Consider the following 14,018-nt stretch of genomic DNA (forward strand, 5'->3'; position numbering starts at 1 on the left):
TCATCCACCTACCCCACTTGTTGCTCTGCTAAAGGAAGAAATGAGTTTTTGAATATACTCCTCGAACACATGGTTATTAAGTTGCTCTTTGTCCACTAGTTGCTTCCATTCTGGAACATATGGAAGATAATGATCGATTTCAATTCCTGTTTCAGAAAGCGCTGGATCCATTGAACCGGTGTACTTATTCAGTATTAACTGGACTCTGTTACTAAAAGAGCCATCGTTAACAAATCCGTGTAGTTCCTCTAATAGATAGCCTGTTTTATGAAAGCTATACATATCGTTTGCTAGAAGCCACAGAACATGATCACTTTTCTTTAGTGCAGTTAGGACCGTAGGATTTATTGTACTTTCTAAATCGACAATAATATAATCATACTCTTCCATCTTGATGAGATTATCCATCAACAATTCGATTTCCTTTTCACTTAAATCGAGAACTTCTTCTGCACTTGGCATAAAATAAAAGAAAGGAATAGCTGTGTCCTGATCTACTGCTACCAATTCCTTCATTTTTGATTGTAATTGATCCGCATTTGTTTTTAGATAATACAAAAGCGGAGAGGAAGAAGAAAGGTTCTCTACATCAAAAAGCAATGGACTAGTATTAATTAATTCCAAGTTCAAATAGAAAACATTCAGTCCATTTTCTTTCATCTGATTTGCTAAATGGAAGGCAGTTGTTGTTTTGCCTGCTCCTCCTGATGCCGAAAATACAGAGATAACACTTGTGTTTGCGTTCTGAGGTTTTTTTATTTTCGTTTTTTTATCACCCTGCTCGTAATGGGACGATAATACTCGCGACATCACTTGACTCAGCGGCTGATATTTAAACAGCTCATCTTTCCCTGGTTCTTGTTCCATATCATTTACCAAGTAGAGTAGAGTACCGATATTTTCAATTTCAGGTTCAACCTGCATACCTTCAGAAGATAACAACAAAATATCGGTGCGTTCTCCACTTTTTAAATACTCCTGTAAACTCTCATATCTGGAAAACAATTTAACATCAAATCTTGTTGCATATTCTGAAGTTCTAATATAATTAGCAAACAACTCTATATACTCCATATCAAGATCAAATAATACAAGACGTAATTTCTTCATGGTATCCCCCTTTTAAAAAAGACCTAAAAACTTTAAAATTCCACCTATTATAAATACTAGCGACAACACTATTAATAAGATTGTTATTTTCATATGTAAATTCATTTTCTGATTTCCTCCAAATATCAAGCCTCACAAGGTGAGAAGACACTTCAGAATAATTTTTTGTAAATTTCTACAAAATTCTCGTAATGTTACTACACTACATTTAACCACATATGCATATTATTCATATAGGTTTATACACTCATTTTAATATAGGTTAAAAGTCATTATTTTATTATTTGTAGGTTATATTAACTAGTTTTATTTTTTTGTTCTTTTGGTTATAATTGCTATGAACATGATATAAGGAGGTTTTTTCTTCATAGTTATAAAGTCTTGTTTTTGTTTCGACATTTACTGACAAACTTTAAATATAGGACATTAGACTCCTTTAATTCAATGTCAAATTACCTTGAATTCTTACTATTTGAACTCAAGATTAATAGACATCTTTTATATTTCTCTAAGTTAATTCTACTAAGCCAAATTTAATAGGTACGTTCAATTGTACTAAGTTGAATATTCAGTTGAATTTTTGGACTTTTTCAACATAATATGTAATCCTTTCCAATCTGATTCGAAATCCTTATGGATAAACTTCCATCCATTGGTATGACTGGAAATAAGACATTTTAACAATTAATATAGGTGAAATCTGAATTTCAAGGTTTAATGTAAGTGTTTAAACTAAAAATCTTAAACAAGTGATCCATTCATTAAATGATTTAAATACGAATACCTCTAATATATTACAAGTTAGAATTGAAAACGCATCAAAAAGAAACAGCTAAATACTAATAGCTTTTTCAGAAAAAGAGTAATATATACCTATTTATTTTTACGTGAGTATAGGTAAAAAGAACTTATTGGAGGGGTGATGGTTATAAAGTGCACATTTAAAAACCCGTTTCAATTTTATTGAAACGGGTTAGTCTTGCTATCTTATATTATATTTATTTTATTAAGTATTGTTAGCTTGGTTCTATCAAGCCGTATTTGCCATCACGACGTTTATAAACAACATTCGTAATACCTGTATCAGAATTTTCAAAAACGAAGAATACGTGTCCTAACATATCCATTTGTAACACTGCCTCTTCAGAATCCATTGGTTTTAAATCAAAACGCTTCGTTCTTACAATGTCTATTTCATCATCATCATATTGTTCTTCTCTTAATTGAGCGGCTTCTTTTTCCAATTCCGCAAATACGTGCTTTGCTGCACCTTGCTGACGGAATTTTCGATTTACTTTTGTTTTATGCTTACGAATTTGCCTTTCTAGTTTGTCGACAACAAGATCGATCGCAGCGTATAAGTCAACGTGATGTTCCTCTGCTCGTAGTAATAAGTTTGTCATTGGAATGGTTACTTCGATTTGCTGTTCGTCATTATAGACACTTATATTTACATTTACATCAGAAGTGGGAGGAGTGTCAAAATATCTTTCCAACTTACCTATTTTTCGCTCAACAAACTCCTTAATGGCACTTGTCACTTCTACATTTTCTCCTCGGAAGTTATATTTCATGAAAGTGTCCTCCTTTCAAACTATCAAGCTATAATAATAAGCTATATATCTATAATACCACAGTTTGTAAAAGTTAAACAAAAAAATTGTGAATAAATTTCATAATATTCTTACAATTCCTTTACATAAAAAATAATCACTGTTTCTTTTACAGTGATTATTTCTTCGAATCTAAAAATCTGCCATCATAGCTTGCGACATTTTTATATGGATTTAAATATGAATGATTAGAGCGTGGCTGTTTCTTCGCATTACGCATATCTTTTTTTATATGCTGAAATACTTTTTTTAATTGTTGATCTAGCTGCTGGTCAAGCTCAAGGACTTTATTCCCTAGTACTTGTTCTTCAGAAGAAAAAGGAGGCTTTATTTCTTTAGTTAAAGGTTCTCGTTCTTCTAGTAATTGATTTATTTTTTCAATCGCTCTTTCCCGTTCATCATTTTTAAAAGGTTGTTCTAGTAATTGTAGCATCATTTTTGTTTTTTGAAAATATTGTTTAAGTGCTTCCATCAGGCATTAACACCTTGACCATGCTGACGAATACGCTCCTGCTTGATCACATCTTTCCATGTATCACGGAAATTCTCGATAATTTCTCGTGCCTGTTCTAATTGATCCAGATCGCTTTTTATATTGGCTTGTGTTAACGCATGATAAACAAAATCATATAAGGGCATCATTTCTTTTGCTATTGGGGCTTCCTGGTCTAAAGTCACCATTAATTCACGAATAATATCTTGTGTTTTTTGGATCATTTCATTTTTTGTTTGATGATCTTTTTCTTCAATAGCCTTCTTTGCCCGCTTGATAAATTTTAAACATCCATTGTATAACATCAATGTTAATTCTCCTGGTGATGCCGTGTTAACTGAATTGTTCTGGTATGCTTCGTATTGTTGGTAAGCCATAAAACGTACGCTCCTCTATTCATTGTTACTATATTTTTTCGTCAACGATAAATCCCATTAATTCTGCCATCGATGCATAAACATCGAGCATTTTCTTTGGCGGAATTTCTTTAACGACTTCATCAGTATTTTGATCTACAATCGTTACATAATAGCGATCTAATTTATCATGTAATTCATAACGAATACTGGTGTTGGAAGGCTCTAAAAAGGAATTAAGTCCTTCTACCATACTTTGTAATTGATCTTTATTTAATTCAACGTTCCCGTTCAATAATTGCTGTTCTGTTTGTTCATGGTTATGGGATTGCTCTCTTGTTGATGTGGATTCTGTCGGTTGCACGGGTTGAGATCCAGTGATCATTTTACCAACTTCCATGACAATTTTCATCTCCCTTATTCAATTGTTTCTATTAATATCGGTATTTTCTATAAAAAGGTTTAGCATTTTCTTGATTTTCTTTGGTAAAAGTACTCTCCACTTAGATTCCTTTTCGCCCCTATTAACCTTTGATATCAATGTTATTACCAAATTTAGGTTAATGAAATAAAAATAACCACCATTATCAGGCGGTTATTTCTGATTCATCTGATTCCATATGTCGTTTAGTTTGCTCTCATAGTCACTATTAAAGTGTTGATTGCCATAACGGATATCGTCATACCATCTTTCTAATTGGGCGAATCGTTGATTTTTTTCTGTTAATGCCAATACTTCATGTGCGGTAAGGGATTTGCGCCATTTTTCTTGTTTTTTGATATCGCGGGCAATTCGACGATAAAGAAAACGCACTTTTTCTTCGCTTGTTAATCGTTCGAATTTCGGTTTCTTTCTTGTTATATGACGAAAAGTTTCACTGATTTTTTCCTGATTTTCCTTTCGCCATTTCTTCCAGTCAAAAAGACTCTCCTTCTCATCTTCATAGTCTGTCGTTGTTTCGGCTAGATGTTTCTTTCCGAAAACCTGTTGAATCACATTCCATAATGACTTTACTGCTTGAATAATCAATCTGCGGAACTTCTTAAATAAGATCGCAATGAACAGAATAAAGAGAATAACGATAAGAACAAATCCCATGATATAAGTTAAAGTCTCCATCAACTCTCCAAACCAGGATGTCTCCTGCTCTTCTGCCGGTGGAAGTCCAGACATGTCATTTGAAGGTGGCTGTTCTTCCACCATTTCTTCATCATTTTCAGATAAACTAACAAGCCATATTACCGATTGAATAATGGAACGCACACCATGGTAGAGAGCTGATTGTACCACCTGGAAATTCGTAATCGCAAAAACAACAAGCAGGGTTAAGATTAAATACACCCGATTTAATCTAGTAATCTCTGGGCCAATTCTCTTTTTGTCTTTTGCTAGTGATTCTTTTTGTAAATGCTCGCGATTGGTGATGAATAACATAATAATGATAAACAAAAAGCCCAAATAACTAATCCAATTTTGATATCCTGTCAGCGAATCAAAATTGATAAAAACGAGGTAACCAACGAAATAAATGGGCATACTGAAAGCCCAAAAAACCCGACTTGGTAAAATATCCTGCCATTCATTTTCTGCATGTTGAATTCCCCGATAAGAAACGATCAAACTGAAAATCAATCCCGGAATCAATGCCCAGATATCTGGTGAAACAACTAAGCTTACCGTGATAGTGATTATAATTGCACTAATGAGCACCTTCCAGCGATTGACCAACCAACAACGGCTAAAGTATGAAACAGTAAATAAAACAAGTAACGACAGAAACCAGTAATACAAAGCAGGTTCACCAAAAGTAATAACCCCTATCAGTAAGAAAACTGGGAAAAATCCAATAAACTCAATTATCCCGTGCCAAATCGATGAGAGATGCTGTTTCACTTTAGCTGGCATGGGCTTTTGCCCCCTTTTCCTTTGCGTCCCCAATCACGACTACCTCTACTGCATTGCCAAGGCTTTCAAGATACGCTATTTGCTTTTCCATCTTTTCAGTTACTTTAACAGCAAAAATAATTATATCTGTTTTAGTTAAACCTTGATCAATATCTTCCTGTAAAAAGGCTCGGAAATTTCTACTCCGATCCATCTTCACTTTTGCGATGGCATCAAGAATATAAGCAAATTGCTGACCACTGTTGGATGGTTCCACACGAATAGATGGTTTTATCCGATCGGTTGTATTAGTGAATGGCTCAACAAAGTAGCCATTGCAGCCAAAACCGGTAGAAATCCCCTGTTCTATCGCATAGTTCGCTAAGGAAGCAGCATACGATAATCCTTTTTCAATCACATCTGGCTGTTCAATCGGCATCCGGATATCTTCGTTCGTGTCAAAATTAACATAAATCATTAAATGGTGGTCAGCTGTAAAATCCTTTTTGTTAATTTGCAATGATTGCGTTCTTGCTGTGGCTTTCCAGTTGATTGAATTAAGTGGGTCACCTTGTTGGTATTCTCTGATCCCCGCTTGTAAAAATGGATCCTCTACAATCCATCTTTTTACAGTAATATCTCCCAACCAACTATGCGATGGCAAAGGAATATCATCGATCGGTACCAGATTCGGGTAAACGGTTATTGCTGTACTTGCCTCAAAGGAATGAAACACCTCGGAAAAACCGACACCATCCCCCGTAGTAACTGAAACCGTGTTCAACGGATAATAACCTCGTTTAGTCCCGATTAATTGGTGTCGACGCGTTATCTTTTGGTATGGTAACAGACTAAAGAGTGTACGGTGAAACATGTCTCCTTCTTTCTGCTGTTTCTCTTTTTCCGATTGGGTGATTAGATAGGGACTCATTTTGGACTCTAAGCGGATCCACGGGATAGGTAACAGTTTTTTGTTGATAATTTCATCAACCATCTCAATTGTTTCTCCTTCAAAAACCGCATCCTGTTTAAAAGCACGCTTATAGGAAATCCCCTTTAATCCGATCTTACTATAAAGCATTCCCTGTAATAATATAATGATTAATAGTACTACAATGACCCAGGCGATATTCATTCTTGAACCAGTTCCTTCTCAGATTCTGTTGGAACAGGGACTTGACGTAAAATGTCATGTAGTACACCATCTACTTCACCTTGTTTAACGCCAATTCTTTGAGCAAGGACAATACGATGACCTAGTACAGGCTTTGCCATTTTCTTAATATCATCGGGAATGACATAGGTTCTTCCTTGTAACAAAGCATATACCTGTACAGCTTTCAATAATGCTTGACTTCCACGCGGACTAACACCCAGTGCTACACTATCATGATCACGTGTTTGTTCGACTACATCGATCAAATATCCAAGTACATCTTCGTTAACATCAACATTACTGTAAACTTGTTGCATCTTAACAATCTCATCAACGGTAATAATCGACTGCAATGCCTCTAACGGATTCTCTGCCTTGAATCGCTTCAGAATTTCCAGACCTTCCTCACGACTCGGGTATCCCATATTTATTTTTAATAAAAAGCGGTCTAATTGTGCCTCTGGTAAAGGGAAGGTACCTTGACTTTCGATCGGATTCTGTGTGGCGATAACTAAGAAAGGCTTTGCGAGAGTATGCGTATTTCCGTCAATCGTAACCTGACGTTCTTCCATGCTTTCCAGTAAACTGGACTGCGTTCTTGGTGTCGCACGGTTAATTTCATCTGCTAACAATATATTGGTAAAAATCGGGCCCGGACGGAATTCAAACTCTGCTTTTTGCTGGCTGTAAAAATGGATACCTGTTATATCAGTAGGCAGTAAATCCGGCGTAAATTGAATCCTCTTAAAATCTCCCGCAAGTGACTTTGCCAATGATTTGGCCATCAACGTTTTTCCTGTTCCAGGTACATCCTCCAATAGCACATGACCAGAAGAAATCATCGCCACTAACAAAAGATCAATCGTTTCTCCCTGACCTACTAAAACTTGATTAACATTCGCTTTTATTTTGCTCGTTATCTCTTGAATTTCCGTTAATTCCATCAATTAAAATCCCCTTTACGTAATGTTTGCGCTTACAACACGGTATGTTATATTTATAACATTTCTTTATATATTAGGCAAAAAATTTCCATTATATTTTCAGAAAAATCAAACATTCGATTTTATCAAGATTTTTTATGGTTTTGTATAGTTTTATCGCACTAATTTTGGTAGTCTAATTATAGAAAAGATTGGGAAACTATCTTTAATGAATATTGATTTTACGATAGACAGGGGTTTTGAAAAGATGAAAAGGGTTGTTTTAATCGGTGGAGGGTACGGAGGAATGAACGCCTTACACCAATTAATTGATAATGGGATACCAAATGATGTGCAAATCACGGTGATTGATCGTAACCCGTATCATTCATTGAAAACGGAATTTTATGCCATTTTAGCAGGTACGAAATCAGACAAGGAAGTCCGGATTGACTTCCCTGTTCATGAACAAATTTCATACATATTTGGTGAAGTTGTCGAAATTAACACGGAAACAGAACACATTCGCATGAAAGATAATGAAGTACCTGTCGAATATGACTTTCTATTAATTGGCTTAGGTTGTGAGGATAATTATCACGGCATTCAAGGTGCAATGGAATATACGGAAAGTGTGCAAACGATCACTAAAGCACGCCAGGCAAGCATCAAGATCAACTGTTTGCCAGCATATAGTCAAGTATCTGTTGTTGGTGCGGGTTTAAGTGGTATTGAAGTAGCATCTGAAATCAGAGAAAGCAGACCTGATTTGAATATTCGCTTATTAGATCGCGGTTCCTCTGTTTTGTCAGCTTTCGATGAAAAAATTCAATCATATGTAGAAGATTGGTTCAACAAAAATGAAGTGAAAATTTTGCATCACAGTAATGTAGAATTAGTTGCTGAAGGCATCTTCTATAATAATGGTGAGGGTATTGAAAGTGATGTAATCATTTGGACAGCTGGGGTACGACCAAATTATTTAGTACGTAGTCTCCCCTTTGAAAAAGATCGTCAGGAAAAAATTATCGTGAATGAATTTTATCAAGTCCCTTCCAACCCTAATGTATTTGTTGTTGGTGACTGTGTTGCCTCTGAGCATTCACCAAGTGCTCAGCTTGCAGGGGTTCAAGGGGAACAAATCGGTGATATTCTCGCTGACGTGTTAAATGGAAAAGAAGCTCGTAAACCAGGAGATATTAAGCTTAAAGGCCAACTCGGTTCCCTTGGTAAATCAGACGGATTCGGTAATATGTACCGTAAGCCCGTAACAGGCCTTTTGCCACGTTTGGCGAAATCCGGTGTACTTTGGTTGAATAAACGACATTAAATTAGATAAGGTCAAATAAGCAGACATGTTATATAGCATGTCTGTTTATTTGACTCAACTGTTCTTTACGGAGAACAAAAAAGATCAAGAACTTTTGAAATTTGTTGAAATCTAAAGGAATTTAAATCTTATGTTCTTTATAACGATCAAAAAGGCTGAATTCACCGTTTTTTCGGACTTTTAAAAAAGTATATGTAGAGGTACAATACTATTAGTTCTTAATAAAGAACAAAAATGTTAAGGAGGAATTATTTATGTCTTTAAAAAAGAAATTAGGTTTAGGCGTAGCATCAGCGGTACTAGGACTTACTTTAGTAGGAGGAGGTACATATGCATATTTCAATGACACAGAGACTTCTACAAACACATTTGCAGCAGGAACATTGGATCTTACGTTGGACCCGGAAGTAATATTTAATGTAGATAACTTAAAACCCGGGGACTCAATGAAGAGATACTTTGAAATGCAAAATACAGGTTCATTGGATATTGCAAGAGTGCTCTTGGATACTTCCTATAATGTATCAGATGCAAATGATAATAATGGTAATGAAGATTTAGGTGAGCACTTTGTTGTTAAATTCCTTAAAAACGAAGGACACCCAGAAAGTTGGTTAGATAATGATGAGTATACAGTAGTTGAAGAGATTTCCCTTGCTGATTTATCAACTATGACACCAGATGATTTAGCTGTAGAACTAGAAGATTTCTTATTCTGGGATTATGAAGAAGACGGTATTCCTGCTGGTGGAACTGATTACATGGCTGTAAAAATTGAATTTGTAGATAATGATGAAGATCAAAACATCTTCCAAGGTGACTCTTTAGAGCTTGAATGGCAATTCACTGCTGAACAAGAAGAAGGAGAAAGAAGATAAGTTCCATTTTATAAGGAAAGGTGAGCAAGTCTCACCTTTCCAACTATTTATTTATTACCGTGAGTTTATAACTAGTTTATGGGTTCACGAAAATATATAAATTTTTTCCAAGATGGAGGAATGACCATGAGAAGTACAAGAATAGCCAAGTACGGAAAGAAGTATAAAAAGATAATGATTGCTGTGCAAATTTTGTTCATTTTATATGCCGCCTTAGTTTCTGTATCGCTACTCACCTCTAATACTAGTGCTTTTTTTAATAATACGAGAGCGGTCAGTGTTTCGATACCCACTGGATCGTGGTGGGACGGAAGTGACTTAACTTTTATTGGAAATGGTAATCAGAATTTAAATGATGCTTGTCCACCGGTAAAATTTTCAGTCGAGCTAAAAAACAATGGTTACAGCATGATTAGCTCAACGAATTATGAAGTCTTTTATATCGAAAACGGCAATCCGAAAAATGGCGAAAAAATTGCAGAAGGAACGATAGAACCTATTAAAGCTGGGGATGTTGCCACCCTATCTTATCAAGCCGAAGATGAAGGCTTTTATGCAGTTAAAGCCTTTCAACATCCAGAATATGAAGGGGAAGCAGAGAAAGTTATTTGGAGCGAAAAAATAAAGGTTAAATGTCCGAAGAAAGAGAAAAACATTGAAAAAGAGAAACAATCTGATGATGTTGAACCATTAGAGCGTGAGGATTTAAATGAAGAACAAACAAAGCAACCAGAAAAAAAGAAAGAGGAATCAAAAGAAAATACCGAAGAACAGCAAGAACAAAAATCATCAGAAAAAGCTGAAGATGAAACAGATAAATCGTCTGAACAATCTGATAGTAAAAACGAACAAACGAACACGGAGCAAGAAAATAAACAAGAAAGTTCTAGTACAGCAAATAAGGAATCCCGTGAAGAGCCAAAAGTATCAGACAATGAAGAAACTGATGATGAACCAAAGCAATCAGAAAATAAACAAATTGAAAAAGATAACCCAGATGAACCTAAAAAACAAGAAATCTCTCCAACTGAAAAATTAAAAGAAGGTGAACAGGAATGAAAAAAAGCATATTTAAAAAGATGAGACGTTTGATTAGTTTGCTTATTACCACTCTACTATTAATTACGCTAGCATTGATGGTGTTTATCACTATCTCAACAAAAGCCTCAGATGGAGAACCGGAATTAATGGGATATCAATTTAAATCCGTGTTATCAGGGTCCATGGAACCCGATATTCAAACAGGATCCATTATTGCCGTAAAACCAGATGGAGACATGACACGATTTAAAGAAGGTGATGTCATTACCTTCATGAATGAAGATGAAAACTTAATTACCCACCGTGTTGCCAATGTCAATCAGAGTGGTGAGCATATCATGTATGAAACAAAAGGGGATAATAATAATGCAGTTGATCCATCCCCTGTTCTTTCAGATAATGTTGTGGCGGAATATGAAGGTTTCACCATTCCCTACTTAGGATATATAGTCAATTTTGCACATTCGCAAACAGGCAGTGCTATTTTATTAATCCTACCCGGTATTTTATTACTAGGATACGCAGCGCTTACCATTTGGCAAGCGATATCCCAATTAGAAGTTAAACAAACCTCTGAATCTAAAGTTACGGATACGATTAAGCAAGAGTAATGAATTGATACTTACTATATCGGTGTGGGGCTTACAGACGGTTAGCACCGTGATAAAATCCTATTCGAATTAAAGCAACTTCATGAAAGGTGGGTGAATAAAATTGATAAAACCGAAAATGTTTTTCAGCACTATCCTACTGTTTTTTCTATTGTTTATTCCTATTCTACAAGCAGCAAATAACAATAATATTATTGACCTAAACGGTTCATTTAGTGAAAATGGCAATTTATTCGACCTGGATAACCTGAAGCCTGGAGATTGGGCTGAACGAGAAATCACTATTAGTAATCAAACGGACCATGATATTACCTATGATATGGACCTTCGTCATTTGGACGGATCCGAAATGTTCTATCAGCAACTATCACTTGAAATAACAAAAGGTGATGATGTTTTATTTCATGATAAATTATCCCAATTCACCTTAATGACCGATTTACCTTTACTAGCTAATAGTGAAGACAATATTGCTTTTTACCTAACCTTCCCTCCTGAATCAGGCAATGAATATCAAGGCTTAACAACAAACGCGGAAATTATCATTACAGCATATGATGACACGGAAACGGAAACTTCTACTTTTCCGATCTCTACTGACAGTCAATCAACGAGTGATTCGCTACTACCAAATACAGCTACTATTATGTTTAATGTCCTTTTAATTGGTTGTATTCTCTTATTAGCAGGTGCATTTGTCCTACTCTATCTCAAACGAAATAAATCCGCTGAAGAATAGGTTCTAACACCTATTCTTTTTTTATGTACAAAGAAATCTATTAAATAGTATAGAAAATAAGTAAATATTGTTGTAAAATGTTAGGTACATTGTAACGGAGTAATATATATAGCTTTATGATCAATGGTAATAATGTCAGTGTTGTGTTCGAGGAGGATGGATGGATGTCTATTGCAAAAATCAATGATTTGATTGATAACGAAAAGTTTGAGCACCATTTTCAGGCGCTCTATGACCTGTATACTTTAACTCCTATTGGATATGAAGCATTATTGAGAACTGATTTATTTAAGAATCCCGAAATTCTCTTCGAAAAAGCAAGTCATACCAATCGATTTTTTGAGTTAGAAATGCGCTCGATAAAAAAAGCGCTTCAAGCATATAACACGATTAACCAACGTACATATAACAACAAAAAGATTCTAATCAATGTTTTTCCTAATAACTTAGCTGATCCTGAATTTTTAGGTCAATTAAATAATATAATAGGTGGAACGAACCTATCAGCTAATCAAATCATTATTGAAATTAATGAGTCCGAAATTATTCAGAACGTCCACTACTTTAGAACAACGGTGAAGAAATTAAAATCAGAAGGATATTTAATCGCAATAGATGATGTAGGAAAAGGAGTATCCTCCCTCCAAGCAATCGTTGAATTACGACCTGATTTTGTTAAAATGGATCGATATTTTGCCAAACATTTAGCAAAGTCCAGTCGAAAACAAGAAATGGTAAAGTCCATTGTGACTTATTGTTTAAATACAAATACCAAATTTGTATTAGAAGGCGTTGAAATTCTAGAAGATTTAGAAATGGCAAAGTCAATTGGTGTATCTATTGTACAAGGATTTTTATTAGCACGACCAGAACCATTAGAAGTGATAAAGAAATTTGAAATGGATGATAGAGAAGATGACCATTTTACGGCGAATAAATAGAGCAGAACCCATTGGGCTTCTGCTCTATTTATTTTCCATCCTTTCCACTCCTCTCCAAACGATATATTTTTCATTGATAAATCTTATTGTTTTTTTAATATGGTATTAACACTTTTTACAATTTATGGTGCTACACTAGACTTGTAAAATAATAGATAGGAGGAATGGATGAAATGCAGAAGTTTATTGCTGTTTTTACGTTGTTGGTTGTTGTAATGTTGACTGTCTCCCCTTCTCTTGTTGCTGGGGTCCATGTTGATCCAAAGGAAGAAAAGTTAGATTACTATGTTTCAGAACTTGTCCATAAGCAACCTGGTATTACTACAGATGAAATGGAAGAAGCCATCATATTAGCTTCTGAAGAAACTCGAAAACCAGAAATAGTCATTGCCAAACAGGCTTTACGTGAACTGAACCAAGCAATCCAACAGGAGAAGCCAGAGAAAAATACCTCTATTTCGATTATGGGTGGAAGTGCCGGAACTTATAAATTAGTACCTGCTAGAAACAAAGGGGACTTATTTTATACTCCTTCCTCTACATTGGGTATCCAGCACGGCCACAATGGAATCTATCACACGACTACTAATATCGTAGAATCCATTCCTGATACAGGTGTTAGAAAAATTAAATATAATGCAAGGAATGTCGAAGCAAATGCTGTGATGCAATATGTTCAATCCTCGCAATCAACTAGGGATAAGGCTGCTGATTGGGCAAATGAAAGAGTAGCAATAGATGCATATTCCTATAACTTTGCTACCAACCGCTTTACAGATAAATATGGCGACAAGAATTGCTCTAAATTAATATGGAGTGCCTTTATGTTAGAGGCGAACATTGATCTTGACAAGAACCAAGGATTTGGGGTATATCCTGCAGACATTCGAGATAGTAGCTATACCGTGACATATAACACGATTAATTAATGCTTAGGAGACT

Annotated in this window: 15 protein-coding genes; 7 read left to right on the forward strand and 8 right to left on the reverse strand. The window is 35.3% G+C overall.

Features of this window, described 5'->3' with window-relative positions:
• The 8 genes from BM121_RS16745 to BM121_RS16780 all read right to left on the reverse strand — a co-directional run bounded on the left by BM121_RS16745 (position 1) and on the right by BM121_RS16780 (position 7,557).
• A complete protein-coding gene (locus BM121_RS16745) occupies positions 1–1,110 on the reverse strand; it encodes an AAA family ATPase (protein ID WP_091484856.1) in 1,110 nt (369 codons plus the stop codon).
• A 1,016-nt stretch (positions 1,111–2,126) separates the two neighbouring features.
• Positions 2,127–2,684: a ribosome hibernation-promoting factor, HPF/YfiA family gene (hpf, locus tag BM121_RS16750; protein ID WP_091484858.1), complete on the reverse strand. Its 558-nt coding sequence runs from the start codon at positions 2,682–2,684 to the stop codon at positions 2,127–2,129.
• A gap of 157 nt (positions 2,685–2,841) precedes the next feature.
• Positions 2,842–3,195, reverse strand: coding sequence for a flagellar protein FliT (gene fliT / locus BM121_RS16755; protein ID WP_091484860.1), 354 nt, complete (start codon positions 3,193–3,195; stop codon positions 2,842–2,844).
• On the reverse strand, positions 3,195–3,593 hold the full coding sequence (fliS, locus tag BM121_RS16760) for a flagellar export chaperone FliS (protein WP_091484861.1): 399 nt from the start codon (positions 3,591–3,593) through the stop codon (positions 3,195–3,197). Before fliS ends, fliT begins: the two co-directional genes overlap by 1 nt.
• Before the next feature lie 28 nt (positions 3,594–3,621).
• Positions 3,622–3,972, reverse strand: coding sequence for a flagellar protein FlaG (flaG, locus tag BM121_RS16765; RefSeq protein WP_091484863.1), 351 nt, complete (start codon positions 3,970–3,972; stop codon positions 3,622–3,624).
• A 195-nt stretch (positions 3,973–4,167) separates the two neighbouring features.
• The gene (locus BM121_RS16770) at positions 4,168–5,478 is read right to left on the reverse strand and encodes a hypothetical protein (protein ID WP_091484864.1); all 1,311 of its coding nucleotides are present in this window, start codon (positions 5,476–5,478) and stop codon (positions 4,168–4,170) included.
• Positions 5,468–6,592: a DUF58 domain-containing protein gene (locus BM121_RS16775; RefSeq protein WP_091484866.1), complete on the reverse strand. Its 1,125-nt coding sequence runs from the start codon at positions 6,590–6,592 to the stop codon at positions 5,468–5,470. The genes BM121_RS16770 and BM121_RS16775 overlap by 11 nt, the downstream gene beginning before the upstream one ends.
• Positions 6,589–7,557: an AAA family ATPase gene (locus BM121_RS16780; protein WP_091484868.1), complete on the reverse strand. Its 969-nt coding sequence runs from the start codon at positions 7,555–7,557 to the stop codon at positions 6,589–6,591. The genes BM121_RS16775 and BM121_RS16780 overlap by 4 nt, the downstream gene beginning before the upstream one ends.
• Positions 7,558–7,804: 247 nt before the next feature.
• Here BM121_RS16780 and BM121_RS16785 point away from each other — a divergent pair, with 247 nt between their 5' ends.
• The 7 genes from BM121_RS16785 to BM121_RS16815 all read left to right on the forward strand — a co-directional run bounded on the left by BM121_RS16785 (position 7,805) and on the right by BM121_RS16815 (position 14,005).
• Positions 7,805–8,866, forward strand: coding sequence for an NAD(P)/FAD-dependent oxidoreductase (locus BM121_RS16785; RefSeq protein WP_091484869.1), 1,062 nt, complete (start codon positions 7,805–7,807; stop codon positions 8,864–8,866).
• Between the two features lie 254 nt (positions 8,867–9,120).
• Positions 9,121–9,744: a TasA family protein gene (locus tag BM121_RS16790; protein ID WP_091484871.1), complete on the forward strand. Its 624-nt coding sequence runs from the start codon at positions 9,121–9,123 to the stop codon at positions 9,742–9,744.
• Between the two features lie 126 nt (positions 9,745–9,870).
• Positions 9,871–10,803 carry an amyloid fiber anchoring/assembly protein TapA gene (gene tapA / locus BM121_RS16795; protein WP_175495473.1) on the forward strand — a complete coding sequence of 311 codons (933 nt, stop codon included), beginning with the start codon at positions 9,871–9,873 and terminating at the stop codon, positions 10,801–10,803.
• Positions 10,800–11,396 (forward strand): signal peptidase I SipW, encoded by a 597-nt coding sequence (gene sipW, locus BM121_RS16800; protein ID WP_091484874.1) that lies wholly within the window; start codon positions 10,800–10,802, stop codon positions 11,394–11,396. The genes tapA and sipW overlap by 4 nt, the downstream gene beginning before the upstream one ends.
• A gap of 103 nt (positions 11,397–11,499) precedes the next feature.
• A complete protein-coding gene (locus tag BM121_RS16805) occupies positions 11,500–12,135 on the forward strand; it encodes an LPXTG cell wall anchor domain-containing protein (protein WP_091484876.1) in 636 nt (211 codons plus the stop codon).
• 164 nt (positions 12,136–12,299) lie between these two features.
• A complete protein-coding gene (locus BM121_RS16810; RefSeq protein WP_175495474.1) occupies positions 12,300–13,076 on the forward strand; it encodes an EAL domain-containing protein in 777 nt (258 codons plus the stop codon).
• Between the two features lie 173 nt (positions 13,077–13,249).
• The gene (locus tag BM121_RS16815; RefSeq protein WP_091484881.1) at positions 13,250–14,005 is read left to right on the forward strand and encodes a hypothetical protein; all 756 of its coding nucleotides are present in this window, start codon (positions 13,250–13,252) and stop codon (positions 14,003–14,005) included.
• Positions 14,006–14,018 lie beyond the last annotated feature (13 nt).

The organism is Gracilibacillus orientalis, from assembly GCF_900114645.1.
Taxonomy (GTDB): Bacteria; Bacillota; Bacilli; order Bacillales; family Amphibacillaceae; genus Gracilibacillus; species Gracilibacillus orientalis.